Source organism: Emcibacter sp. (genome assembly GCF_048269205.1).
In the GTDB taxonomy this organism is placed as follows: domain Bacteria; phylum Pseudomonadota; class Alphaproteobacteria; order Sphingomonadales; family Emcibacteraceae; genus Emcibacter.
On record NZ_JBLXJC010000002.1, the window covers coordinates 602,436 to 628,627 of the forward strand.

Annotated in this window: 23 protein-coding genes and 1 other RNA gene; 19 read left to right on the plus strand and 5 right to left on the minus strand. The window is 55.5% G+C overall.

Annotation, left to right across the window (positions count from 1 at the left end):
* The first annotated feature begins 157 nt into the window (after positions 1-157).
* Both ACN0YD_RS11665 and ACN0YD_RS11670 read left to right on the plus strand, forming a co-directional pair.
* A complete protein-coding gene (locus tag ACN0YD_RS11665) occupies positions 158-1,930 on the plus strand; it encodes an autotransporter assembly complex protein TamA (RefSeq protein ID WP_417319951.1) in 1,773 nt (590 codons plus the stop codon).
* Entirely contained in the window at positions 1,930-6,297 is a 4,368-nt protein-coding gene (locus ACN0YD_RS11670; protein ID WP_417319953.1) for a translocation/assembly module TamB domain-containing protein, read from the plus strand. The genes ACN0YD_RS11665 and ACN0YD_RS11670 overlap by 1 nt, the downstream gene beginning before the upstream one ends.
* 28 nt (positions 6,298-6,325) lie before the next feature.
* On the opposite strand, the gene paaI is transcribed toward ACN0YD_RS11670, so the two are convergent.
* A complete protein-coding gene (paaI, locus tag ACN0YD_RS11675) occupies positions 6,326-6,796 on the minus strand; it encodes a hydroxyphenylacetyl-CoA thioesterase PaaI (RefSeq protein WP_417319955.1) in 471 nt (156 codons plus the stop codon).
* An 81-nt stretch (positions 6,797-6,877) separates the two neighbouring features.
* Between paaI and paaX the strand changes: the two genes are divergently transcribed.
* The 7 genes from paaX to ACN0YD_RS11710 all read left to right on the plus strand — a co-directional run bounded on the left by paaX (position 6,878) and on the right by ACN0YD_RS11710 (position 12,620).
* Positions 6,878-7,798 (plus strand): phenylacetic acid degradation operon negative regulatory protein PaaX, encoded by a 921-nt coding sequence (gene paaX / locus ACN0YD_RS11680; RefSeq protein ID WP_417319957.1) that lies wholly within the window; start codon positions 6,878-6,880, stop codon positions 7,796-7,798.
* A 123-nt stretch (positions 7,799-7,921) separates the two neighbouring features.
* A complete protein-coding gene (gene paaA / locus ACN0YD_RS11685; RefSeq protein ID WP_417319959.1) occupies positions 7,922-8,920 on the plus strand; it encodes a 1,2-phenylacetyl-CoA epoxidase subunit PaaA in 999 nt (332 codons plus the stop codon).
* A gap of 60 nt (positions 8,921-8,980) precedes the next feature.
* The gene (gene paaB, locus ACN0YD_RS11690; RefSeq protein ID WP_417319961.1) at positions 8,981-9,286 is read left to right on the plus strand and encodes a 1,2-phenylacetyl-CoA epoxidase subunit PaaB; all 306 of its coding nucleotides are present in this window, start codon (positions 8,981-8,983) and stop codon (positions 9,284-9,286) included.
* A gap of 38 nt (positions 9,287-9,324) precedes the next feature.
* On the plus strand, positions 9,325-10,083 hold the full coding sequence (paaC, locus tag ACN0YD_RS11695) for a 1,2-phenylacetyl-CoA epoxidase subunit PaaC (RefSeq protein WP_417319963.1): 759 nt from the start codon (positions 9,325-9,327) through the stop codon (positions 10,081-10,083).
* Between the two features lie 12 nt (positions 10,084-10,095).
* Positions 10,096-10,602 carry a 1,2-phenylacetyl-CoA epoxidase subunit PaaD gene (gene paaD / locus ACN0YD_RS11700; protein ID WP_417319965.1) on the plus strand — a complete coding sequence of 169 codons (507 nt, stop codon included), beginning with the start codon at positions 10,096-10,098 and terminating at the stop codon, positions 10,600-10,602.
* 84 nt (positions 10,603-10,686) lie between these two features.
* Positions 10,687-11,769, plus strand: a complete 1,083-nt coding sequence (gene paaE / locus ACN0YD_RS11705; RefSeq protein ID WP_417319967.1) for a 1,2-phenylacetyl-CoA epoxidase subunit PaaE — start codon at positions 10,687-10,689, stop codon at positions 11,767-11,769.
* Between the two features lie 152 nt (positions 11,770-11,921).
* Positions 11,922-12,620: a hypothetical protein gene (locus tag ACN0YD_RS11710; protein ID WP_417319969.1), complete on the plus strand. Its 699-nt coding sequence runs from the start codon at positions 11,922-11,924 to the stop codon at positions 12,618-12,620.
* 6 nt (positions 12,621-12,626) lie between these two features.
* Here the strand turns inward: ACN0YD_RS11710 and ACN0YD_RS11715 are convergent, their stop codons facing one another.
* Positions 12,627-13,256, minus strand: a complete 630-nt coding sequence (locus ACN0YD_RS11715) for a glutathione S-transferase family protein (protein ID WP_417319971.1) — start codon at positions 13,254-13,256, stop codon at positions 12,627-12,629.
* A 76-nt stretch (positions 13,257-13,332) separates the two neighbouring features.
* Here ACN0YD_RS11715 and ACN0YD_RS11720 point away from each other — a divergent pair, with 76 nt between their 5' ends.
* The 3 genes from ACN0YD_RS11720 (at position 13,333) to ACN0YD_RS11730 (ending at position 16,075) form a co-directional block, all read left to right on the plus strand.
* Complete coding sequence (locus tag ACN0YD_RS11720; RefSeq protein ID WP_417319973.1) at positions 13,333-14,748, plus strand: leucyl aminopeptidase family protein; 1,416 nt, start codon at positions 13,333-13,335, stop codon at positions 14,746-14,748.
* A 69-nt stretch (positions 14,749-14,817) separates the two neighbouring features.
* Positions 14,818-15,174: a MarR family winged helix-turn-helix transcriptional regulator gene (locus ACN0YD_RS11725; RefSeq protein WP_417319974.1), complete on the plus strand. Its 357-nt coding sequence runs from the start codon at positions 14,818-14,820 to the stop codon at positions 15,172-15,174.
* Between the two features lie 28 nt (positions 15,175-15,202).
* Entirely contained in the window at positions 15,203-16,075 is an 873-nt protein-coding gene (locus ACN0YD_RS11730; RefSeq protein ID WP_417319976.1) for an NlpC/P60 family protein, read from the plus strand.
* A gap of 50 nt (positions 16,076-16,125) precedes the next feature.
* Here ACN0YD_RS11730 and ACN0YD_RS11735 read toward each other — a convergent pair whose 3' ends face one another.
* Positions 16,126-16,704 (minus strand): c-type cytochrome, encoded by a 579-nt coding sequence (locus tag ACN0YD_RS11735; RefSeq protein WP_417319978.1) that lies wholly within the window; start codon positions 16,702-16,704, stop codon positions 16,126-16,128.
* 258 nt (positions 16,705-16,962) lie between these two features.
* On the opposite strand from ACN0YD_RS11735, the gene ACN0YD_RS11740 reads away from it, so the two are divergent.
* Complete coding sequence (locus tag ACN0YD_RS11740; RefSeq protein WP_417319980.1) at positions 16,963-17,844, plus strand: prephenate dehydratase; 882 nt, start codon at positions 16,963-16,965, stop codon at positions 17,842-17,844.
* Between the two features lie 38 nt (positions 17,845-17,882).
* Here the strand turns inward: ACN0YD_RS11740 and ilvD are convergent, their stop codons facing one another.
* On the minus strand, positions 17,883-19,733 hold the full coding sequence (gene ilvD, locus ACN0YD_RS11745; RefSeq protein WP_417319982.1) for a dihydroxy-acid dehydratase: 1,851 nt from the start codon (positions 19,731-19,733) through the stop codon (positions 17,883-17,885).
* A 227-nt stretch (positions 19,734-19,960) separates the two neighbouring features.
* On the opposite strand from ilvD, the gene ACN0YD_RS11750 reads away from it, so the two are divergent.
* From ACN0YD_RS11750 to ACN0YD_RS11760, 3 genes are all read left to right on the plus strand, one after another.
* Positions 19,961-20,812, plus strand: a complete 852-nt coding sequence (locus ACN0YD_RS11750) for a LysR family transcriptional regulator (protein ID WP_417319984.1) — start codon at positions 19,961-19,963, stop codon at positions 20,810-20,812.
* A gap of 73 nt (positions 20,813-20,885) precedes the next feature.
* A complete protein-coding gene (locus ACN0YD_RS11755) occupies positions 20,886-21,161 on the plus strand; it encodes a hypothetical protein (protein WP_417319986.1) in 276 nt (91 codons plus the stop codon).
* A gap of 42 nt (positions 21,162-21,203) precedes the next feature.
* Positions 21,204-22,646 carry a TrkH family potassium uptake protein gene (locus ACN0YD_RS11760; RefSeq protein WP_417319988.1) on the plus strand — a complete coding sequence of 481 codons (1,443 nt, stop codon included), beginning with the start codon at positions 21,204-21,206 and terminating at the stop codon, positions 22,644-22,646.
* A 12-nt stretch (positions 22,647-22,658) separates the two neighbouring features.
* Here the strand turns inward: ACN0YD_RS11760 and nudC are convergent, their stop codons facing one another.
* A complete protein-coding gene (gene nudC, locus ACN0YD_RS11765; RefSeq protein ID WP_417319990.1) occupies positions 22,659-23,606 on the minus strand; it encodes an NAD(+) diphosphatase in 948 nt (315 codons plus the stop codon).
* A 118-nt stretch (positions 23,607-23,724) separates the two neighbouring features.
* Between nudC and ffs the strand changes: the two genes are divergently transcribed.
* From ffs to ACN0YD_RS11780, 3 genes are all read left to right on the plus strand, one after another.
* Positions 23,725-23,820: signal recognition particle sRNA small type (ffs, locus tag ACN0YD_RS11770), an RNA gene on the plus strand.
* 105 nt (positions 23,821-23,925) lie between these two features.
* The gene (locus tag ACN0YD_RS11775) at positions 23,926-25,740 is read left to right on the plus strand and encodes a DNA polymerase III subunit gamma/tau (protein WP_417319992.1); all 1,815 of its coding nucleotides are present in this window, start codon (positions 23,926-23,928) and stop codon (positions 25,738-25,740) included.
* Between the two features lie 97 nt (positions 25,741-25,837).
* The gene (locus ACN0YD_RS11780; protein WP_417319994.1) at positions 25,838-26,161 is read left to right on the plus strand and encodes a YbaB/EbfC family nucleoid-associated protein; all 324 of its coding nucleotides are present in this window, start codon (positions 25,838-25,840) and stop codon (positions 26,159-26,161) included.
* The last annotated feature ends 31 nt before the right edge of the window (positions 26,162-26,192 follow it).

A 26,192-nucleotide genomic window follows, 5' to 3' on the forward strand; every position in this document is an offset into this window, starting at 1 on the left:
TTTTTTATTGGTCCGAATTGTAGATAATGGATATATTTCGAACAAGATTCACACCTACATTGCGTAGAACATAATTATTAGTCAGGTTAATCAGGAAGTCAGTTCTTTGCAGGCAAAAACAACTGGAACCGGAATATTCGATCGCTCCCGGACTCTTTTGAGTCCAAAGTCATATGCGATACTAGTTCTTCTGCTTACCTGCTTCACCAGCCCTGCCCTGGCGGCGGGTGATTTTTCCTATGACCTGAAGTTACATGGATTCGAGAAATTGCCGGACGAAACCGTTCGACGCAGCTTCGAGGAGCACTCCGTACTGTCAAACCGGAAGTCCGAGAACTTTGTATCCGTGTCCAACCTGAGATCCCGGCTGAGGCAGGATGTGGATCTTCTGGAACGCATTTTGCGGGCAGAAGGCTATTACAACAGCAAGATCACCGAAAAACTTTCCCGCCGGGAAAACAAATTTGCTGTCTCCATATCCCTGGCTCCGGGACCGCGATATCTTCTGGATAAAATACGGATTACATACCCGGAAGCCCCGGACATGGAAATTCAGCAGAAAGCCACGGCAGCACTGAGCCTGAAAGAAGGCACCCCCCTGCGCTCCGAAGAAACCCTGGCCGCCCAGACAAGAATGATTGTCGCCTTTCCGGAAATGGGATATCCGCTGGCCCGGGTAGAAGACCGGAATATCATTGTGGATCACGCCACCCAAACCGCTTCGGTAGAGTTCATTGTCGCGACAGGTCCACACACCCGCTTTGGCGCAGCCCGTTTTGAAGGACTGTCATCAGTCAACAGAGCCTATCTTGAACGCATGGTGACCTGGCAGAAAGGCACTGTTTATGCCCAGAAGAAGGTTGATGCCCTGAGATCCCGCCTGTCCGGCACTGGTCTGTTCAGAAGTATTCAGGTCACTCTTGCCGAGCAGGAAAGCGAGGAAAGGGATATCCTGGTCAGGCTGGTGGAAAACAAGCACCGGACCATCGGACTTTCCGCTGGCTATGCCACCAGCGACGGTCTCAGCAGTGACGCCTCCTGGCAGCACCGCAACATTTTCGGCAACGGGGAAAGACTGCTGATCGGTGCCCATCTGGCGGAAATAGAGCAGTCCCTGACAGCCAGACTGGACAAGCCAAATTTCAAGAGGCTCGACCAGACACTGTTCCTGGAAACCAGCGCCAGAAACGAAAACACCGACGCCTATGACGCCCTGACCGCGGATGCCCGGGTCGGACTGGAACGTCTGCTGACAAAAAATATTGCTGCAAACCTCTCTGTATTTACCCAGTATGCCGACATCACCAACTCCGACAACGACAAAAAATACTGGCTGGCAGCATTACCCGCCGGGATACGCTGGGATAACTCGAATGATATTCTTGATCCGACAAGCGGTTTCAGGGTTTCACTGACCTCGGCACCAACATTTATCTTCAACGGGTCCAAAGAGTTTTATCTGCGTAGCGAAGTAAACCTGAGCGGCTATTACCCGCTGGACGGCGACCGTGATTTCGTACTGGCCGCACGGGTCAGGGCCGGATCAGTCTATGGCATCAGCTTTGACGAATTGCCCACCAAGGAAAGATTTTTCAGCGGTGGCGGCGGTTCTGTCCGGGGATACGGCTATCAGGACATCGGTCCCAGGGATCCCTCCGGCGATCCCATTGGTGGCCGCTCTGTCGCCGAAATCAACGGGGAAGTGCGGGTCCACATCAGCAAAACCCTGAGCCTTGTTCCCTTCATCGATGGCGGTAATGTCTATGAGAGCGAGCTGCCTGGTTTCAAAGGTTTCCGTTGGGGAACGGGCCTGGGTGTGCGTTATCATACCAGCTTCGGCCCCCTTCGGATTGATGCCGCCACGCCGTTGAACCGGTTGCCCGGGGAAAGCCGGTTTCATCTGTACGTCAGCCTGGGACAGGCCTTCTGATGACGCCTGATAGTGCGAAATATTTCTCCTCGCGAACTGCCGTCAGACTGGCGGTCTGGAGCGCCCTGGTCCTCGCCGTCCTGCTTGCAGTAGCAGGGACCGGCCTCCTGATACTGGACACACCTTACGGCAAACGACAGCTTACGAGCTGGCTGAACGGGGAACTGGGCGATGACACCTCCGGCATCGAAATTGGTACCGTCACAGGCACCCTGTTCGGCAAGTTCCGGATTGACCGAGTCCGTTTCAAGGATACAGAGGGAGTCTGGGCCGAACTTCATGCCACAGAGGTGATCTGGTCGCCCTGGAAACTGGTCGGCGGAACCCTTGATATCGAAAGCCTGCATGCCAAAAGATTAAACGTCCGCCGACGACCCGCCAGCCGGAACGAAGCCGCTGACATGCAAGTCCCCTCCTCTTCACCTCTGGCTGTGCCGGAACTGCCTTTTGATCTGCGGATTGGCGAATTCGACCTGGCTGAAATAAATCTCCGCCGTGCCGTCGCCGGCCGGCCCATGCAATTGACCAGTCATGGTCAGCTTGTCGAAGAGGAAGACCGGCGCATTACGCTCGGTTTTTTTCTGCAGCGGCGGGGAGATATCCGCGAAGAACTGGCCCTGGACCTGATATTTGACAAAGTGGATGACTATCTTGCTCTTGACGGAAAGCTTTATATCCCCCCGCGTGGCCTGATTGCCGCACTGACGGGAACCACTCTTGATCAAGATTTCTCCCTTCAGCTTCAAGGCGAAGGTCCCCGGAGCAACTGGGCCGGCAAATTTGCCGTCTTGCAGGGAGAGGTCCTGCTTGGCGAAGCGTCTATTACCAACAGAAATCATGTTTTTTCCATCGCCGCCGATATTGATCCGGGTCTGCAGAAGAATCTGAAGGATGTGGAGATGTTGGGGGGCAATATCGGGCTGTCTGTACTTCTTAAGCCGGACGCAGAGGAATATCACAAATATCTGACTGTGGAGATGGAAACTGCAACGGCAGCCATCAGGGCGGAAGGGCGGCTGAACACCAAAGATATTACCCTGCTCGATAATATCCGTTATTCCGGCAGGCTGAAACATGAAACCGCCTTTGGCAATGTCAAGTTCAGTCCTTTCACTGTTCAGGGTGTCATCAGCGGTACGCTCAGTGAGCCTGCCTTTACCCTGAAAAGCGACAGCCTGGCCGTGCAGACAAACGACGGAACCCGTCTCCGGGTGACAGGCACCCTGTCCGCAAACAGAACCGATTCCGCCCTGCGCTATACAACTGCGGGCACAGTTACAGAATTTGCCCTTGGCAGTGCTGACCAGCCGCCAGTCTATCTTCCCCTGCCCGTTTACTGGCGGGGGGACGGACAGCTCGACCTGGCCGGTAACCTTGCCGTGCTGGACAGCCTGGAGCTGAAAAACGAGCCCTCACAACTAACCTTGAGCGGTTCAGTCGGCCTCGGCGGCGATAGCCTCGATCTGGCCGGACGACTGCGCAGCAGCCTTGCTCCTCTCGGCGAGGCCTTGTCCGGCACAATGGCCCTTGACCTGTCCGCCAAACGGGAGAATGGCGGTGAGCCGCTGCTGCTGGACATTAACGCCAGCAGCCAGGATATTTCCTATGGCAGCCCCCTGCTGGACAACCTGACCGGTCCGGCGCCAACCGCCAGAGTTAGCGGAACATTACGCCCGGACGACAGCCTGTCGGTAACGGCGGAAATTGCCGGTTCACACGTCAGCCTGTCGGCCGATCTGACCGCTGATAAAAACATGCTGCTGCAGGACAGCAGTTATACCCTGTCCCTCATCGACCTGAATACAATGGAGAAGGCGGGAGGTCTCAGCCTGGCCGGAAAGCTTGACATTTCCGGTGTTCTGTCAGGCCCTCTGGCTTCCCCCGACATGACCGCAGAGACAAGTCTGAAAAACCTGGACATTCAGGGCATCACTCTCACCGATCTCGCCCTTTCTGCCAATCTCAGGAATATCGTAAACAGCCTTCAGGGCATGGTCACACTGACCGGCAGCTCCGGCTACGGCCCGCTTGACCTCTCCTTCACGGTGGCACAGCCGGAAAAAGATATTTTCCGGCTTTCGGAAATTTCCGCCCTGGCCGGCCCCCTCATGGCGACAGGAGACCTCTCCATTCCGTCCGGCAAGGCATTGAACGGGGAAATCAGCCTACAGACCCTGCCCGAAAAAGAGCGCGCCGCGTCGGTCTCGGACCTTTTCGAGGGAACGCTGGAAGCTGCCCTGTCTCTGGAAGACCGGAACGGACAGCAGCAATATTCTTCATCGGGCACGGCAAGGGACCTCCGCATCACCCTGCCGGGCGGAGACATACTTACCCTCCGTCAAACCGACTGGTCGGGCCAGTTGCTGACTGATGACGACTTGCCGGCGCTTGATCTTTCCGCCAGTGCCAAAGACCTGTCCCTGCCCAGAATCGAACTCTCGGAGCTGAAGATAAATCTGGATCATGATGACCGCAAAACCGCATTCAGGATAGATGCCGGTGGTACAGAACTCTATCCCCTCGAGCTGTCCGCCCGGGGCCATGTCGAAACAGGATCAGGGAAAAGTCTTGAGCTGGAACTTTCCCTTGACGGGCAGGCCAACAACATCGGGTTCAACACCCCCGCCCCCCTGCATTTCGAAAAGACAGGGGACAGTCTAAGCCTCAGTCCGGCAAAATTGTCTCTGGGCGATGGCACACTCGGGGTCAGTTTCTCCCGCACCCCGGAAGATATCAAGGCCCACGTGAAGGCAGATCAGGCGGATTTGCGCTTGCTCAATCAGTTTATCCCGGAACTGCCGTTCACAGGCACAGCGGACGGCCGGATTGATCTGTCCGCCAGCAGCAAGGCTCTCAAGGGAACCGCTCTACTGACCCTGACCGGCCTTGATACGCCGCAGCAGCTTTATGCCATCGATCCGGATCTGAAAATCGGTATTAATGCAATCCTGTCAGAACAGCAGATATCACTGACAGGCCGGGTAGACCTTGCCGCGACAAAGTTGGCGGGGCTGTCGGCAACACTGCCTGTTGACTATAATTTCGGCGGCGGAGACTACAGCATTGACACTCAATCTCCCCTTTCAGCCGATCTTGACTGGGACGGCCGGGTGGAACCACTATGGCCAATGCTGAACCTGTTCAACCATGATCTTTCCGGGGCCGCCAGTGGCCGGATTGCCGTAACCGGATCACTCAACGAGCCACATTTCAGTGGCAAGATCGGATTCGATAACGGCCGCTATGAAAATATCCAGAGCGGATTTGTCGCCGACAATATGGAGTTGGACGCTGAAGTAAGTGACAACAGATTGACATTGCGAAAATTTACCGCAACTGACGGCGGCAGCGGTACTCTGGGCGCAGACGGTTGGATTCAGGTTTTCCCTGATTTGTCCTATCAGGCCGATATTAACCTGCGGGCGGACAGGGCCCATCTCTATCGTCAACCCAGTCTGGAAATCACCGCCTCGACTGAGCTGTCTCTGAAAAAAGACGAGGAACGCCTGACCCTCGACGGAGAGGCGGAGGTGAATAGCGCCAATATCAATCTGGTAGATCAGGGCCCGGGTAATCTGATCGAAACCGATGTGGTGGAAATCAACAATGGCCGACCGGTGATTGAGGACGAAGATCTGAAGAAACGGCATATTGGCCCGCTCTACCTTGATCTTGCCCTGAAGGCACCCAAGCGGGTGTTTGTCCGGGGCCGAGGCCTGGATTCCGAATGGGCCGGCGATCTGGACATTACCGGTTCCTCTGACGAAGTTATCATCAACGGCAGCATTTCCCTGATTAAGGGAACCTTCAGCTTTTCCGGCAAGCGTTTTAACCTGACGCACGGAGAAATAAGGTTCCCCGGCAATCAGAGCAATGATCCCTCCCTGAATATCGTGGCCCAGCTGGATATGGTGAATCTGACCGCCTTTATCAAAATTGGCGGCACCGCGGCCCAGCCGGCGCTGACGATAACGTCTTCACCGGAACTTCCCCAGGACGAAATAATGGCCAGGATACTGTTCGGGTCTTCGGTTACTGAACTCACTCCCTGGCAGGCCCTGCAGCTAGCAAGCTCCATCCAGGCCCTTTCCGGCAGCGGCGGGCCGGGCATGCTGGACAAAATGCGTGGAAGTATCGGCATTGACCGCTTTTCCATTGCCTCGGACGCAAACGGCCAGCATGGGACGCTTATCTCCGGCGGTAAATATCTGACCGATAAAATCTATGTGGAAATCACCACGTCCAGCACATCCGGTGCCACTGCCCAGTCCGTGGAGGTGGACCTGACCAAAAGCCTGTCCCTGGTGACCAGGCACACCCTGGACCAGGATAACAGCCTGTCTATTCGCTGGTCCTGGGATTACTAGTAAATAGGATGATATTTCAGGCGAACCGCTAGAGATCGGCGCTGGGCATATCCTCGACAATCTTGCTGCGCAGCCGGTAACTGTTGCCGCGAACCATGGCGATCCGGGTCCCTTCCTGATTGGTGATCACCACATCGCACAATCCGGTGCGCCCGGCCTGATTCTGTACTTCCGCCACGGCGGTCAGCAGATCGCCCTCCCCCGCCGGGGTAAGAAAGGTGATATTGTTGGTCAGGGTCACTGTGGTGATGTTTGCCGTGTTGCAGGCAAAGGCAAATGCGGTGTCGGCCAGGGCAAAGATATATCCGCCGTGACAAATGGCATGGCCATTCAGCATTTGCTCCGTCACCAACATGGTCATGACAGCATAGCCCGGACGCACTTTGGTGAGTTTAATTCCCATATTTTGTGCCGCAACATCCTTCTTATACATGGCATCCGCCACCTGTCGCGCGAAGGACAACGGGCTTTCGCGATCACGGACATCTTTCTCTGTCATTGTGAATTCCTGACTGAAATGATAGACATACTGAAAATACATGCTGTAATGAGTAACAAAATTAACAACAAGAATATGTAGATGTCCTCAGCGTCGCAATTAAAAAAACTGATCAGGGAATTTCAGCAGAGACAGCCAATACGCGCCGGATCCCTTATTATGACTGTTTACGGAGACGCCATTGCGCCCCGTGGCGGCACCGTCTGGCTGGGCAGCCTTATCAATCTCCTGGAACCTCTCGGCCTGAACGGGCGGCTGGTCAGAACCACCATTTCCCGGCTCAGCAAGGATAACTGGCTGGCGCCAAACCAGGTCGGGCGGAAAAGCTACTACAGTCTGACAGCAAGCGGACGAAAAAGATTTCAGAATGCGACGCCGCGTATTTATGCGGGCCCGCAGACGGACTGGGACGGAACATGGTGCCTTGTTTTTCTGCCGAACCACCTCCGTCAGAAAAAAGACACGCTGCGGCGGGAACTGGGCTGGCTCGGCTTCGGTAACCTTGCCGCCGGCCTTCTCGCCCACCCCAATCCGGATATGGAAGCCCTGAAACAAACTCTGGAACTCAATGAAGTCGAGGACGAGGCCATTATCCTGAACAAGGCCCGGCACAGCCTGACCAGCGGCAAGGCGCTGGACAAACTGGTCCATGAATGCTGGGATCTCGCAGACCTGGGACAACATTATCATGAATTCCTGAGCCGCTACCGGCCGGTATACAAATCCCTGAAAGAATCAGCCCTTGCATCGGACGAGGACGGCGCTCTGCTGCGAATCCTTATGATTCACGATTACCGGAAGATTCTTCTCAGAGATCCCCTGCTGCCCACCGGCCTTTTGCCCGCCCAGTGGGAAGGCACCTCGGCTCATCAGCTCTGCCGCAATATCTATCTGCTGCTGCTGGATGGCTCGGAACGCTATTTCAGCAAGAATCTGGAGACCGCAGACGGCCCTCTACCGGCTCCATCCGCCATATTCTACCAACGCTTCGGCGGACTCTAGGGATTTTTTTTCCTTTAGAATCAATCGTATGTAAATGTGATACATTTTTTATTGATTTATTTGTTTTTTTGTAACATATTAAACCCGGAACTGAACAATAGAAATCATATTGAAAGGGGTCTCATGTACGGCGATACATCCATTCAGAAAGCAATCAAACTGGCTGAACCCACAAGTGAGGAACAAGCCCGCCTGGAAGAGATTTTCCAGGAAAAAGTCGACAATGACATCAAGATTGAACCGCAGGACTGGATGCCTGCCGCATACCGCAAGACCCTGGTGCGCCAGATGTCGCAGCATGCCCATTCCGAAGTGATCGGCATGCAGCCGGAAGGGAACTGGCTCACCCGCGCACCGTCCCTGCGCCGCAAAGCCATTCTGCTGGCCAAAATCCAGGATGAAGGCGGTCATGGCCTCTATATCTACAGTGCCGCTGAAACCCTTGGCACCTCCCGTGCGGAAATGGTCGAGCAGCTACATGCCGGCAAGGCCAAATATTCCTCCATCTTTAACTATCCGGCGCTGACCTGGGCTGACATCGGCACCATCGGCTGGCTGGTTGACGGCGCCGCGATCACCAACCAGGTTTCCCTCGCCAAAGGCTCTTACGGACCCTATAGCCGGGCCATGATCCGGATCTGTAAAGAAGAAAGCTTCCATCAGCGCCAGGGATATGAACTGCTTCTCTCCCTTGCCCGCGGCACGGATGAACAGAAAGCCATGGTTCAGGAATCCGTGAACCGTTTCTGGTGGCCGTCACTGATGATGTTCGGCCCCAGCGACAAGGACAGCGCGCATACCGCCCAGTCCATGAAATGGAAAATCAAGCGGAAAACCAATGATGCTCTGCGTCAGGAATTTATTGATGCCACCGTGCCCCAGGCCGAGTTCCTTGGCATCACCCTGCCTGATCCGGATCTGAAATGGAACGAAGAAACCGGTCACTATGATCACGGAGAGATCGACTGGGAAGAATTCCACAATGTCATTCAGGGTAACGGCATCTGCAACAAGCAGCGTCTGGAAACTCACATCAAGTCTCATGAAGACGGCGAATGGGTCCGCGAAGCTGCCATTGCCTATGCCGAAAAGCAAAAAGCCAAAAAAGAAGCTGCCGCCTGAGGCTCGATAGAAATTCCGATCACTGATATCGATCGAAAGAAGATATAAAAGGACATCCAAATGAGCGACAAACCCAATTCACACAACAAGGATTGGCCCCTGTATGAAGTTTTCATCCGCAGCAAAGCGGGCCTTGATCACAAACATGCCGGCAGCATCCACGCCAGCGATCCTGAAATGGCCATCGAGGCGGCCCGGGACGTATACACCCGCCGCGGTGAAGGCGTGAGCATCTGGGTCGTGCCATCCAACGCCATTACGGCTTCCAAGCCGGAAGACAAGGACAGCCTCTATGAGCCGGCCGACAGCAAAATCTATCGTCACCCGACCTTCTATGACATCCCCAAGGAAGTGGGCAAAATGTAATCCCCCCGCGGGAAACCCAAAGACCTAAGGAGTGACAAATGACTGATAAAGATCGTAAAGCCGTTGCGGAATACGCCACCCTTCTGGGGGATCACGCCCTGATCATGGGCCATCGCCTGTCGGAATGGTGCTATCTTGCCCCGTCCCTGGAGCTTGATGTGGCCATGTCCAACTGCGCCCTGGACTATATCGGCCAGGCCCGGGAACTGTTCACCTATGCCGGCGAAATGACCGGCAAGACCGAGGACGATATCGCCTATCTCCGCGACGAGATGGACTATCGCAACCTGCTGCTGACCGAAATGCCCAACAACGACTGGGGCTACAGCATGGCCAAGCTGTTCTTCTTCAGCACCTTCGCCAAACTGTTTTATGAAAAACTGATGCAGAGCAAGGACGAGACCCTGTCCGCCATTGGCGAGAAATCCCTGAAAGAAGTGAAGTACCATATGCGTTTCAGCGGCGAATGGCTGATCCGCCTTGGCGACGGCACCGAGGAAAGCCACGAACGCGCCCAGAAAGCCGTCGACGATGTCTGGATGTTCACCGGTGAAATGTTCACCATGAGCGACTTCGAAAAGCAAATGGCCGACAAGGGTATCGCCGTGGACGTCACTGCGTTGAAGTCCGACTGGGACAAGGCCGTCGATGAACTTCTGGCGGAAGCAACCCTGAAACGCCCGGAAAGCAACTGGATGCAGTCCGGCGGCAAACAGGGGCAGCACAGCGAATATATGGGCCATATCCTGTCAGAAATGCAATATATGCAGCGCCGCTACCCCGATTGTAAGTGGTAGGATTACCGCAAGATGACTGTTGCCAGCCCCTCATCTGAAACGGAAAAGGTCTGGGCCCTTCTCGAAGACGTGAAGGACCCGGAAATCCCTGTCCTGTCCATTGTCGATCTGGGCATTGCCCGGGAAGTCAATTTTGAAGATGACGGCTCTCTGGAAGTGGTTATCACGCCGACCTATTCCGGCTGCCCGGCCATGGATATGCTGGAAGAAGATATCAAGGCCGCCCTGGACAGTCACGGCTATAGCGGCTACCGGATCAAAACCTCCCTGTCACCTGTCTGGACCACAGACTGGATGACGGAAACGGGCCGGGAAAAGCTGCGGGCCTACGGCATCGCGCCGCCGGAAAAAAGCACCGCCAACAAGAAGGTCCTGTTCGGCGGCCAGAAAGAAGTTTCCTGCCCGCATTGTGGATCAGATCATACCGAACAGATCAGCGAATTCGGGTCGACGGCCTGCAAGGCGCTCTATCGCTGTCTCGACTGTCAGGAGCCGTTCGATTACTTTAAATGTATCTAAACAATACCAGCTTAAAATAGACCCATAAATTACAAGAAATATTGGGGAACCCCGGTTCCCCGATCGTCTTATCAGGAACTTAATATGCCGACTTTTCACAAACTCAAGATTGCGAACCTGCGCAGGGAGACGGAGGACACTGTCTCCATCGCCTTTCACGTGCCCGACAAGCTCAGGGAAGAATACAAATACATTCAGGGCCAGTATCTGACACTGAAAACCGTGATCGACGGCGAAGACACCCGCCGCTCCTATTCCATCTGTTCCGGCCTGTATGACGACGAGCTGAGGGTTGCGGTCAAGAAAGTGAAGGGCGGTCTGTTTTCCTCCTTTGCCAACGAGGTGCTGAAAGAAGGGGACGAGATTGACGTCATGACCCCCATGGGCAACTTCTATACGGAGCTGCATCCGGAGCAGGAACATCATTATGTGGGCTTTGCCGCCGGCAGCGGCATTACCCCCCTGATGTCCATCATCAAAACCATTCTGGCCTATGAGCCGAAGAGCATTTTCACCCTGGTCTACGGCAACCGCTCCCGCAAGGAAATCATTTTCCGCGAGGAACTGGTTGATCTTAAGAACCGCTTCATGGGGCGCTTTAACCTGATCAATATCCTCAGCCGTGAAGAATCCGAAGTGGAGCTGTTCCACGGGCGCATTGATCGGTCAAAAGCTGCTGAAATTCTTGACCGGCTGATTCCGCCGGGCGGCGCCGATGAATATTATATCTGTGGCCCGGAATCCATGATCCATGATGTTTCCGGTCTTCTGGCAGAGCACAAGGTGGAAAAAAAGAATATCCACTTCGAACTCTTCACCTCTCCCATTGTACAAAAAGGCGAGGCCGCAGAGGTTGCGGAAGTCCCGGAAACCCTCTCCGACCATGTTGCCAAGGTCACCATCATTGTCGATGGCAACAGCACGGAATTCGAGCTGGAAACCGTCGGTGAAAACATCCTGGATGCAGCGCTGGAGAAAGGCGCCGACCTGCCGTTTGCCTGCAAGGGCGGTGTGTGCTGTACCTGCCGCGCCAAACTGATCGAGGGCGAGGTAAATATGGATGTGAACTATTCCCTTGAGGAAGAGGAACTGGAAGCCGGCTTTATCCTGACCTGCCAGGCTCATCCGATCACCGACAAGGTTGTCGTCGATTTCGACGAGCGATAGTCTCGGTCATAGAACAAATTAAGGGGGTCACCTGTGGGCGGCCTCTTTTTTGTTGCCCCACTTTTGACATGTTGGCGTGAAAAAAGCTTGCAACTTAGGACTACATTTTCCACATTAGCCATAATGCAATAAAGACAGCGCGGATAAAAAACATGTCACTCGGACTGGCCCAAAGAAAAGAACTCCAGAAACGCAAATCCCAACGCATGTGGATGCTCGTAAAAATGATCTTTTTCGCCACTCTGATCGGCGGAACGGCCTATTTCTCCTATGACACGGGACAGGAAATCGCCCGGCAGAACTACCGCTTTGCCCAGGACAAGTATGACCAGCTGGAAAAGGAAAACCAACAGCTCATCAAAGATCTGGGCAGCAACAAGGCCGAACTGGAACAAATGCAGACCCTTATCCCCAATGACGAGATAAAGGGTCTTCTCCAGGTGGTCAGTAACAAGTCCTCAGAAGGTGTGGGCCTTGATCGAATGTCCCGCCTGATCAGTGGTATGACCGCAACAGAAAGCTGTTCCGAGGAGTCCGAAGTGAAACGCTTCATGATCTCCACTATCGTCAATGTCACCGACAGCAATGTCAGTTTCGAGCGCGGCCTGATCACCATCACCGGCAGCGGCAGCCCGACCCTGAATGAGGAAGGCAACCCGGAAGCCTGGTTCGATCCGGCCAAGCCGGTCACCATCACCTTTACCCTGCCAGGCGGGGAAAGCCAGGAGACCAGCGGCGTCCTGCCCCTTCATCAAAGTATCGTGCAGGGTGAAAAGGAATATCGTTTCAGCATGACACCGGGTCGACGCAGCTTTGTTGACGTGACGTTGCTCACCTGCGGTGTAAACTAGCCAGCCTTATTCCACATCAGTCGGAATGCACTCCTGGAACCAGTCCTTCATGGCAGTATGTTCCAGCATCCTTTCCGCATAAGCCTCTAGTGGAGCCTCCAAAAGCACCTGATAGGTTTTAAAACGGGAGACCACTGGTGCGTACATAGCATCAGCGATGGTAAAATGGCCGAACAGATATGGACCGCCGTAGGTTTCCAGACACTGCCTCCAGATTTGACATATCCTGTCCACTTCCCAGCCTAGCCTCCCCTCCAGTTTCGGCGGAGGAAATGTCTGCAGACACGCCATCGGCATTTGTCCGCGCACAGTAGGGAACCCGGCATGCATTTCTGCACTAATGGAACGGGCATGAGCCCGGGTGGCCCGGTCCTCTGGCCAAAGATGTTTTTCCGCCGCGATTTCAGCAATATATTCACAGATCGCAAGGCTGTCCCAAATCAACTGATTACCGTGACGCAAGGCCGGCACCCGTCCCGCAGGATTAAGCTTTAAAATCTCCGCCTCTCGTACGTCTGAAAACAAATCAACCAAGACTTCATGGAAAACAAGACCCGCTTCCTTCATGACCAGCCAAGGGCGCATAGACCAGCTGGAGGCATTTTTATTACCAATTATCAAAGAAAATTCTGACATCTTTATCCCCGTTGCTTTATAAATTGTGGAAAGAAACAGTGAATCTGTTGCACATATCATAAGAGGTTATTTTCACGTGGTCACATTAAATCTCGAAGGCCTGTCCGCCTTTTTCTCAGATCAGCTTTCCGCAAACAGTATTCCGGTTCATACGGTAAGCAAGGCCGGATTCAAGGACTGGCTTTCTTCTCTGACTGAAGCAGAGAAAAACTGGGTGAATGCCAACGACTTCAACGGCAGCCGTCATTCCCGGCTGAGCTTCGCAGATGACAACGGCCGGATTTCCCGGGTCATTCTGGGTCTTGGCGACGGTGACGAAAGGGCGGATCCCTGGGCCTTTGGCGGTCTTGCGAAATCCCTGCCGCCCGGAGACTATCATCTGGCGGATATTTCCGATCCACACGACCTCTATCACGCTTCCCTCGGCTGGGCGCTTGGTCAATATCAGTTCGAAAACTACCTCAAAGCGAAAAACAACAAAACCTCAAGGCTCTATCTGCCTGAAACACAGGACAGGTCCCTGATCGCCTCTATTGTCCGCTCAACTTTTCTGGTCCGTGACCTGGTCAACACACCGACCTGCGATATGGGGCCGGACGAGCTTGCCGCTGCGGCATCAGAAATCGCCCGGGAATTTTCCGCCTCGATCCATGTCACTGTCGGCGATGAGCTTCTGGAAAAAGGCTACAATGCCATCCATACCGTCGGGCGAGCCGCGGAGAAGGCCCCTCGCCTGATCGACTTTTCCTGGGGCGATGAGAAGGCGCCCAAAGTCACCCTGGTGGGCAAGGGCGTCTGTTTTGATACCGGCGGCCTTGACCTGAAACCGTCAAGCGCCATGCTAATCATGAAAAAGGATATGGGCGGCGCCGCCCATGTGTTGGGCCTCGCGCGCCTGATCATGGAGCAGAAGCTCAATGTACGGCTCAGGGTGTTGATCCCGGCGGTAGAGAACAATGTCTCGGGCAACGCTTTCCGTCCGGGGGACATTATCCGGACCTACAAGGGCAAAACCGTGGAAGTGGGCAACACGGACGCGGAAGGACGGCTTGTGCTCTGCGACGCCCTGGCCCTGGCCACCGAGGAAAAACCGGAACTGATGATCGATTTTGCCACCCTGACCGGTGCGGCCCGTGTCGCCCTGGGGCCGGACATTCCGCCCTTTTTCACCGACAGCCAGAAGCTGGCAGACGATCTTGGACAACATGCCATCAGGCAGGGGGATCCGGTCTGGCGCCTGCCCCTCTACGGCCCCTATCTGAAGTTCATGGACAGCGACATCGCCGATCTGAACAACAACGGCTCCAGCCCCTTTGCCGGTGCCATTACCGCTGCCCTCTTCCTCAAGGAATTTACTGAAGGCGCTCGCGAATGGATGCATATCGACACCTATGCCTGGAACCAGTCCCCCCGCCCGGGACGACCAAAAGGCGGGGAAGCCATGGGCCTCAGAGCCGTCTTTTCCTATCTTGCAGACAGGTTCAAAAACTAATTAGCAAAAGCTATTGCGCATTGGTTAATATCTTGGCAATATCCCCCCTGACAAAGTTAAGGGGATACCATGGAGTTTGAACTTAGTGGTCATCAGGGCCTGCGATTGTGGATGGAAACCCTGACCAGTGGAGTGACCAGCAAAATTCCCGATCTGACCTCCCGGCAGATGGCTGTTCTGATGCGTGTCTACCTGGAAACTCAACCGCATACCGTCCGTGGGCTGGCCGCCGAGCTTGGCGTCTCGAAGCCGGTCATCACCCGGGCAATCGACACATTGAGTGCGCTTGGCTTTCTCAAACGTGTACGTGACGAAGCGGACAAAAGAAACGTGCTGATCCAGCGCACGGTCAAGGGAGCCGTGTTTCTGACCGATTTTGCGGAAATGATGGAAAAAGCGAACGAAAACGCCAAGACTAAACAATAGCGAAATATAGTGCCGAAAGGGGACAGTTATGTCGCAAGAGACACCTGACTCCAGAATTACTCCCTGCCGCAAGGATATTGCTGCCGACTTCCTGAAAGATACTGTTCAGGCCGAAAAATATGTCCCCGGAGCCACATATCAGGTGGCCCGCGGCCTTGCCCCCCTATACGGCATTCCCGACAGGCATACGCCGTTGGTCAGCCAGTTGCTTTATGGTGAGATTTTCACGGTTTATGAGGAAAAGGACGGCTGGGCCTGGGGACAGGCGGCCCGTGACAACTATGTGGGATATTGCCCTCTCGATTGCCTGAGCCCGGACATTTACGACAGTACCCATCATGTGGAGGCCCTCAGCACCCACATCTATGCGGAACCGGACCCGAAGAGCGAGCCCCTGCATCATATTTTCCAGATGTCCGAAGTCTGTGTTGCCAACCCCGCCCAGAACAAGGGCTTTGTCCAGCTTGTGGACGGCAACTGGATTTACGCCACCCATATCAGCAATCACTATGGCACCGACCCGGTCGCCGAAGCCCTGAAGCTTCTTTATGCGCCCTATCTGTGGGGCGGAAAGAGCTGCGCCGGACTGGACTGTTCAGCCCTGATCCAGCTTTCCTTTGCAACAACAGGTGTCTTCATGCCCAGGGACAGCGACCAGCAGGAATCCTGCATCGGCAGGGTGCTTGACGATGATGACATCCCGCAGCGGGGTGACGTCGCCTTTTTCCCGGGACATGTGGGGTTCATGCTCGACGATATGCATCTTCTGCATGCCAATGCCCATCACATGCGGGTCAGCATCGATCCGCTGAAAGACGTGATCAACATCGTCAGCTTCCAGACCGACAAGCCGCCGCTCAGCTGCATCAGAAGACCGGAAAAACCATCCCCGACGGCATAAAAAAAGCCGCCTGAAAACAGGCGGCTTTTCAACTAATTATCGGAAAATCCTTACTGGACTTCACCTTCCACGGCGGCTTCTACAGCCTCTGTAACTTCTTCAACAGCCGGCAGACCCATCGGGCTTGCACTGAGGGAACGCAGATACAGGATCAGTTCGGCGCGATCTTCAGCTTTTTTCAGACCGGCAAAGGCCATCTTGGTGCCAGGCACAAAATCTTTCGGCTTGGTCAGGAAGTGGTCAAGGTCTTCATATGTCCAGGCACCGCCTTTGGCGACCAGGGCGTCGGAATAACCGAAGCCGGCAACCGAGGCCTTCTCGCGGCCGACAATGTTCCACAGGTTCGGACCTGTACCGTTCTTGCCGCCTTCATCCGCGGTGTGACAGGCTTTACATTTCTTGAAGACTTTTTCACCGTCTTCTGCGCTGACGTCCTGAAGCAGGGCAGCCAGGGTCGGTCCCTTTTCTTCTACCTCGGCAGCAGCGCCCGCATCGGCAGCAGCCATTTCAACTTCGATCGGATAAGCATTCGCTTCCAGCGTTTCCTCATGGAAAATAATGTCGCCGAGATTGTTAATACCGATGACCACCAACAGTGTAAGCAACACAGCCAGTGCAATTTTGTTCAACTCAAAGGAATCCAAAGCTCTTCCCCGTGGTTATTAATTCCAAATACCCGGAAACTGGCGATATCTGAGGGAAACAACAGAATATGTGGCCAATTCCACCCTCTAGGATGTTCTTGTACAGATGTTTTTATTTAGTGACAAGAGATTCTTGTTGCAAAATACGCCCGATATGTAGTCTATCTGAATGATCCTGTAGCAACGCAGGTCAAAGCCACAATTAAGAGAATAATTCGTCAGGAAGACAGACAGGGACCACAAATGGCCACCACAGAGCAGACAAGCAGTACTTCAACCAATATGATCGCCTTTCAGGGAGAACCCGGTGCCTATTCCCATCTGGCCTGCCGGACGGTTTTTCCGGATCGTGAAGCCCTGCCCTGCGCCACATTTGAAGCCGCCTTTGCCGCCGTGGAAGAAAAGCGTGCGGAATATGCCATGATCCCCATCGAAAATTCGGTGGCCGGACGGGTGGCCGACATCCACCAGCTTATGCCGCACAAAAACCTCCATATCGTGGGAGAGCATTTCCAGCGGGTCAATCATCACCTTCTGGTCCTGCCGGGAACGAAAATGGAAGACCTGGACCTGGTGCGCAGCCACGAGCAGGCGCTGGGTCAGTGCCGGGAACATATTTCCAAATGGGGCCTGAAAGCTGAAACCTATACGGATACGGCCGGGGCCGCCAAGCTGCTGGCCCAGATCAAGGATCCGGGCATGGCCGCAATCGCCTCTTCCCTGGCCGGAGAAATTTACGGCCTTGAAAGCCTGAAACAAGGCATTGAGGATGCGGATCACAATACCACCCGCTTTCTGATTCTCAGTCGGGAAAACAAGGTCGCGCCGCTGGACCTCCCCTGCGTCACCACCTTCATCTTCCAGACCCGCAACGTGCCGGCATCACTCTACAAGGCGCTGGGAGGCTTTGCCACCAACGGCATCAACATCACCAAACTGGAAAGCTATCAGCTGGAAGGCACATTCAACGCCACTCAGTTTTATGCGGATATAGAGGGCCACCCCGAAGACCCGAGCGTCAAGCTGGCTATGGAAGAGCTGGACTTCTTCACAAATGAAGTCCGCATCCTCGGCACTTACCCGCAGGCCGATTATCGCATCGAGCAGCAAAAAAAATACAGCTGAGCCTGTTTCTGGGCCTGAGCTTACTTCCGGGCCTAAGCTTACTTCCGGGAAAGACCGGTAATATCCCGAACGGCACCCTTGTCCGCTGAAGTCGCCATCAGGGCATAGGCCTGCAGTGCCTGACTGACCACCCGCGTGCGGGCCTCGGCCGGCTGCCAGGCCTTTTCGCCTTTCGCTTCCATAGCCGCCCGCCGTTTCGCCAGTTCATCTTCGGAAAGGCGCACACTGATGCTGCGGCCGGGGATATCGATATCGATCATATCACCTTCTTCCACCAGACCGATGGTGCCGCCTGAGGCCGCTTCCGGGCTCACATGGCCGATGCTGAGGCCTGAGGTGCCGCCGGAAAAACGCCCGTCGGTAATCAGGGCGCAGGCCTTGCCGAGTCCCATGGATTTAAGGAATGACGTGGGATACAGCATTTCCTGCATGCCGGGCCCGCCTTTGGGACCTTCATAACGGATGATGACAACATCGCCCTCGACAATCCTGCCGCCGGTGATGGCCTCCACCGCAGAATCCTGACTTTCAAAGATGCGGGCCGGGCCGCTGAATTTCAAAATGCTTTCATCCACACCGGCCGTCTTCACAATGCAGCCGTCCAGCGCCAGGTTGCCCCTGAGCACAGCCAGACCGCCGTCCTTGCTGAAGGCATGTTCCACATTACGGATACAGCCGCCTTCACGGTCCGTGTCCAGCGCCTCATAACGCTTGCTCTGGGAGAAGGCCACCTGGGTCGGCATCCCACCCGGGGCGGCGCGGAAAAATTCCTTCACCTTGTCGTCTTTTGACGTCATGACATCAAAATAGTCAATGGCCTCGCCCAGGCTGTCCGCATAAACGGTCGGGCTGTCGCGATGGATCAGGCCGCCCCGGGCAAGCTCGCCAAGAATAGCCATAATCCCGCCGGCCCGGTGCACATCCTCCATATGATAATCCTGGCTCATGGGCGCCACCTTGCAGATATTGGGCACCTTGCGGCTGAGCCGGTCGATATCGGTCATGGTGAAATCGATCTCGCCTTCCTGCGCAGCGGCCAGGATATGCAATACGGTATTTGTAGAGCCGCCCATGGCGATATCCAGGGTCATGGCGTTCTCGAACGCATTGAAATTGGCCACCGAGCGCGGCAGCACGCTTTCATCATTTTCCAGATAATATTTCTTGCAGTTTTCCACGATCCGGCGCGCCGCCTCCAGGAACAGGTCCTTGCGGTCCGCATGGGTCGCCAGCGCGGTGCCGTTGCCCGGCAGGCTGAGCCCCAACGCCTCGGTCAGGCAGTTCATGCTGTTGGCGGTGAACATGCCGGAACAGGAGCCACAGGTCGGGCAGGCGCTGCGTTCGACCTGCTCCACCATCTCGTCACTGACCTGGGGGTCAGAGCCCATGACGATGGCGTCCACCAGATCGAGGCCGTGATTGATACCTTCGGTCTTGCCGGCCTCCATCGGGCCGCCGGAGACAAAGATCGCCGGAATATTGAGGCGCAATGCCGCCATCAGCATGCCGGGGGTGATCTTGTCGCAGTTGGAAATACAGACCATAGCGTCGGCACAATGGGCCTGCACCATATATTCCACGGAGTCTGCGATGATCTCGCGGCTCGGCAGGCTGTAGAGCATGCCGTCATGGCCCATGGCAATACCGTCATCGACAGCAATGGTGTTGAATTCCTTGGCGATGGCGCCGCTGGCCTCGATCTCCCGCGCCACCATCTGGCCCAGGTCCTTGAGATGCACATGGCCCGGCACGAACTGGGTAAAGCTGTTGACCACCGCCACGATCGGTTTGCCGAAATCCTTGTCCTTGACGCCTGTGGCCCGCCACAGGGCGCGCGCACCGGCCATATTGCGGCCGTGGGTGGAGGTCTTTGAACGATACTCGGGCATGGTCTTTCCTTTGTGGTCTTCTGGCTTTGGTCTTCTATGATTCGGGTGGCTTTTCCCTTTACGGGATATAGTGGCCTATTAGGCCGTTTTACGGCTGGAAGTCAAGTGCTTCAGCGGACCTGAAAGAACGATTAAGCCATATAACTGACCTTTTTATTATCAATAATAACGAATTTAAATAGACATGAATTCATTTTAATTGTATTTAAGCCGCCATGGATGTCACTTTGGCCCAAACATTTCTGGCGATCATCGACTGCGGCAACTTCCGGGAGGCCGCGGAACGGCTGGGTGTCACCCAGTCCACCGTCAGCGCCCGCATCAAATCGCTGGAGGAGCAGCTGGGCAAACCGCTGTTCGTGCGCAACAAGTCCGGCGCCACCATGACTGCCGCCGGGCAGAATTTCCGCGACTACGCCCAGAGCTTCGTACAGCTCTGGGAAAAGGCCCGGCACAAGGTGGCCAGCACCACAAGTTATCAGGATTATTTCCGCATCGGTGTGCGGCCCAGCCTGTGGCACCCGCTGACCATGAACTGGCTCAAGGATGTACGGGAACAATTCCCCGCCGTGGCCTTTCATCTTCATTTCGGTATTGCCGGCGACATGATCCGCAAAATGAAAGAGGGGGTGCTGGATCTGGCCGTCCTGCTGACCGCGCCGTCCCTGCCGGAGATCAAGGTGGAAAGGCTTTTCAAGGAGGATTTCCTTCTGGTCGGCCGCCCAGGCGACCCTGTCCCCGACCCGCAACAGCCGGAAGAGTTCGCCGCCCGCTATATCGATATCGAATGGGGCGAGGAATTCCGGGCCAGCCGGGATCATTATTATCCCTTTCTGGCGCTCGCGGGCCTGACCTTCAGTGTCGCCAGCTACGGCCTGCAATATCTGCAGGAAAACGGCGGTTACGGCTATTTCCCCCAGAGCATGATCCGGGCGGAGCTTGACCGCGGCGCGCTTTCCGTCGTCGAGGCCGCCCCGGTGATCAGCCAGCAGGTTTACCTGGCTTATGTGAACGCAAAAGGCAGCAATATCCTGCCGGAGCTTATTGACCGTTTTCGCCTGCAGGCAAAGGAGCTATAATGACCAACCCCCTTGAGCCCCATCTTCAAATCAACCTGCGGCGGCACGGCCCGAAAACCAAGGAACATGGGAAATGACGGAACCGCAATTTTCGACCCACAACATCCGCAAGGTCCTGTTTGTCATTGTCCTCGCCATCATGGGTGCCTGCCTTCTGGCGCTGGTCACTTTTGAACTGGAATATGCGCTGGCCGCCGGGCTGGAACATTTCCTGGAATGGATCGGTCTGGTGGATAGCGGCTGGCTGGAAAAACACAGAGAAGGCTTCCTGCAGGAAGTGGTGCTGGCCGCCGTGGTCACCTTTTTTGTCGCTATCATCCTGTTCCTCAGAAACATCTGGAAGGATTAGTGAGCTTGCGTATCTATATTGCAACAAGGGGCGTCTTCCGCCATGAAACTGCATAGCCTTCTCTATATCACCGGGCAGTTCCTTGTGGCGTTAAGCCTGACCATGCTGATTCCCCTGTTTCTGGATCTGGAGGAACATAACCCGGACTGGCAGGCCTTTATCCTGTCGGCTGTACTAACCGCCCTCAGCGGCATCCTGATGATTGCCGCCTTCAGGGGCGAGATCATCCAGTTGAGCCTGAAACAGGGTTTTATCCTGACCAATCTGATCTGGATCAGCTGCTGCCTGTTCGGCGCCCTGCCGCTGGCCCAGGCCGATCTGGGACTGAGCTATACGGACGCTTTTTTCGAAACGGTCTCCGGGCTGACCACCACCGGTTCCACCATTTTCACCGATCTGGAACAACTGCCGCCGGGGATCATCCTCTGGCGCTCGATCCTGCAATGGATCGGCGGCATCGGCGTGGTCTTTATGGTGATCATCCTGATGCCGTTCCTCAAGGTGTCCGGCATGCAGCTGTTCCGCATCGAATCCTCCGACACCCATGAAAAACCGGCAGAACGCACCCACAAACTGATGGGAAAAATCGCGCTCTGGTATGTGTTTTTGACCGTGGCCTGCTTTCTTTTTTACCGGCTTTCCGGCATGGGATTTCTGGATGCCATGAACCATGCCATGACCACCCTGTCCACCGGCGGCTTTTCCCCCTATAACAGCTCGGTGGGATATTTTGACAGCGTGGCCATATCCTGGGTGGCCATCAGTTTCATGATTCTGGGGTCCCTGCCCTTTACTTTCTATCTGTTTTTATCGTCACCCTTCAAAAAGAAACCGCCGCTGTCACAGATCAAAGGCTTCCTCAGCCTCGTCGCCCTGCTGTCCCTGTTTACCACTGCCTATCTGCTGGTGAGCCAGCATGGCGGTTTCGGTCACAGCCTGACCTCGGCAACCTTCCATGTGGTGTCCCTGATCACCACCACCGGCTATGCCCTGGAAGACTACGGCCTGTGGGGACATCCGGCTGTCGGCCTTCTGTTCATGGTGACTTTCATTGGTGGCTGCAGCGGCTCCACCGCAGGCGGTATCAAGATTTTCCGCTTCCAGATCATGGGACAATATTTCAGCAACATGCTGCAGTCCCTCTACCTGCCGAAAAAAATCTCGGTCAATCTGTTTAACAATCAGCGGGTGGACGAAACTGTGATCGCCGGGGTCATTCTCTATTTCAGCATCTATTTCCTCAGCCTGCTGATCATGACCTTCCTGTTGTCCCTTACAGGGCTGGATTTTATCACCAGCATTTCCAGCGCCGCCACAGCCATTGCCAATGTGGGGCCTGGCCTTGGCGACATGGTCGGACCGGCCGGCAATTTCGCAGGCCTGTCCGATACGGCCAAATGGATCATGGTGGCCGGCATGATTCTCGGACGGCTGGAATTCCTCAGTGTGATGGTGATTTTTACACCGGCCTTCTGGCGCGCCTGACAGGCCGGAACGTCACTCTTCCATATCCACCCATTTTTCGATCAGGTGGCGGGCGATGGCAATATGAAAGGGGGTCAGGCGAATATCCTCGGAACCGCCGGTCAGGAGGAGCATCTTCGCCTGGGCCCGGTTGATCCAGCGGGCTTCCTCCAATTCCTTTTCATCAAGCCGGATGTCCTCGGTCTCCGCCTCGGCAAACAGGCCGATCATCAGACTCGACGGGAAAGGCCAGGGCTGGCTCTTGATATAGTCCACCCGTCCGATTTCGATCCCGGTTTCCTCCTTCACCTCCCGGCGGCAGGCTTCCTCGATGGTCTCGCCCGGCTCCACAAAACCGGCAAGTGCAGAATAATTGCCTTTGGGCCAGCCGGGACTGCGCCCGATCAGCATTCTGTCACCCCTATGGACCAGCATGATCACCACCGGGTCGGTGCGGGGAAAATGCTGGGCCTTGCAGGACGGGCATTCCCTCAGATATCCGGCCGTGCTTATTTCCGTGGCGGCCCCGCAAACCGCACAGCAACCGTGCCGCGCGTGCCAGTCCAGCAGCGACTTTGCCTTACCCAACAGGGCCGGCAACGGCGAGAATTCTTCCTCAAAAAGCTGCAGGGCGACACTGCGAAGATCGATGAATTTTACACCATTCCCCGTCGCCTCTCCCTCGGCAATGCTTTCGCCCAGGTCTACGGCAAAAATCGCTGTTTCTTCCAGAAGCCCCAGGAAAACCGCCGTCTCCATCGCCTGATCCGGGATCTGTGCACGATCAAGGAAACCGGGCACCGGATTTGTCCTGTCCGAAACATCCATCAAAGGTTTCATCTTATGAAAAACCAGAAACAGACTGCCCGGATCCCCAAGGCGCTCGCCGATCCATTTCGCGTCGCTACGCAGGTGATCGGCCGGGTCCAGGGGAAAGCCGGCAAAGGCGCAGGGCTCCTGGTAGAGGGCACGTGTCGACATGAATATCTCCTTTTTATACGGGCAGACTGCCACTTTGGCACGGACAATACCATACAGGGAGGACAGATGGAGTCTGTTTTTCCCTTGAATTTGTTCTGAAAAAAGACCATATAGGCCCCGAGAGATTGGCGGACGGGCATCTTCGCCAACCCGGTCAGGCCCGGAAGGGAGCAGCCGCAACGAAACATCCCGGGTCGTCCAGTCTCTCACCATTCCTTCCCTGCCGACAAAATTCCCCGTTCTTCAATTCTTCTGTGGCAATGATCATCAGAGCCGATATAGTATCCCGTAGAACCAGAGAACATGATATATTGAGTCCATGGCAGAAACTGACAACACTACCGAATACCGCGTCCTTGCACGCAAATATCGCCCGACGAATTTTGACGAGCTTATCGGCCAGGAGGCAATGGTCCGCACCCTGTCCAATGCCATCGAAACCGGCAGGCTGGCCCACGCCTTTATCCTGACCGGCGTACGCGGTGTCGGTAAAACCACCACCGCCCGCATCATCGCCAAGGCACTTAACTGCATAGGCCCGGACGGGAACGGCGGCCCCACCATCAGTCCCTGCGGGAATTGCGAAAACTGCAAGGCCATTGCCGAAAGCCGCCATGTGGATGTGATGGAAATGGATGCGGCCAGCCGCACCGGCGTGGACGATATCCGCGAAATCATCGACGGTGTACGTTATGCCAGCACCAATGCCCGCTATAAAATCTATATCATCGACGAAGTGCACATGCTGTCCCGCAACGCCTTTAACGCGCTGCTGAAAACGCTGGAAGAGCCGCCGGAACATGTGAAGTTCATCTTCGCCACTACCGAAATTCGCAAGGTGCCCGTAACTGTGCTCAGCCGCTGCCAGCGCTTTGACCTGCGCCGGGTCTCCATCGAGGAACTTTCCGCCCACTTCGGCCGCATCGCCGAAAAGGAAGGCTGCGAGATTGAAGAAACTGCGCTCGGCATGATTGCCCGCGCCGCGGAGGGTTCCGTGCGTGACGGTCTCAGCCTGCTGGACCAGGCCTTTGCCCATGGCGCCGGCAAGGTCAGCGAGGAACAGGTGCGCGACATGCTTGGTCTCGCCGACCGGGCCCAGGTGCTTGACCTTTACCAGGCCTGCATGAAGGGCGATGCCGCCGGCGCGCTGAAATTGCTGCGTCACCAGTATGATCACGGCGCCGATCCGGTGGTTATTTTCCAGGACATGCTGGAACTGACCCACTGGCTGACCCGTCTCAAGGTGGTGCCCGATGCCGGCGAGGAAGTGGTCACGTCCGAAGCGGAACGCTCCCAGGGCAAGGAAATGGCGGAGAAGCTGGGCATTCCAGCACTCACCCGCGCCTGGCAGATGCTGCTCAAGGGCCTTGAAGAAGTGCGCATCGCCCCCTCGCCGCTGCTGGCGGCGGAAATGGTGCTGGTACGCCTCACCCATGTGGCCAACCTGCCCACACCGGGCGATCTGGTGAAACAGCTGAAGGACAATCCGGCTTCCGCCGGTGCGGCACCTGCGGCCCCGATCGGCAATGGTGGCGGTGCAACAGCACAAGGCAGCAGCCATATTCAGGGAACGGCCCCGTCCGGTGCGCCCCAGGCCTTCCGGGTGATTCAGGGGGCGACGGGCCAATCCTCCCAGCTTGCCGTTGATCCGCATCCTGATCAGGGAACCGGCCTGCCCTCCCCCAATACATTTGAGGAAGTGGTCAAGCTGTTTGAAGAGCATCACGAAGCGAGCATCGCCTTTCACCTGAAGGAAAACTGCCACGAGGTCAGCTTCAGCCGGGGTCGGATGGATATCCGCCTCAATGACAAGGCACCCCGCGACCTGATTGGAAAACTGTCCGAGAAATTACGGGAATATACCGGTGAACGCTGGGTCATTTCCCTGTCCTCCGAGACCGGCGAAAAAAGCCTCTATCACAAGGAACAGGAGGAAGCGGAGAAGCTTCAGGCCCGCATGTCGGCAAATCCGCTGGTGAAAGCCGTGCTCGAGACTTTTCCAGGCGCAAAGATCAGCGACATTCGTAAAAAGATCGAGGAATTTTCGCCGGAAGCATTTTCCGGCGACCTGGTCGATAATGGTGACTTTATGGTCAGTGCCGACGAATTTGGCCTGGATGCGGACGATTTCTGATCCGTTTTCGCGAAAAGACGATTGAAGAAACTGCCGCCAGAACCTACATAAAGGCCGTATCCCGGAATAGCTGCCCGGACTATCTCAAGGAGCGATAATGAAAAACCTCGGTAAAATGATGAAACAGGCCCAGGAAATCCAGGGCAAAATGGCCGAAATGCAGGCCTCTCTGGAAGATCTGGAAGTCACCGGCACGGCTGGCGGCGGCCTGGTCAGCGTGACCCTCAACGGCAAGAGCGACGTGAAAAAAGTCAAGATCGATCCCAGCCTGTTCACCGGCGATGACGTGGAAGTGGTCGAGGACCTGATCGTGGCCGCCTGCAACGACGCCAAATCAAAGGTGGAGGTCCGCACCCAGGAAGAAATGCAGAAACTGACCGGCGGCCTGCAACTGCCCGAAGGTTTCAACCTGCCTTTCTGACCACCCCAAAGGATAGCCCGAAGGATTCATC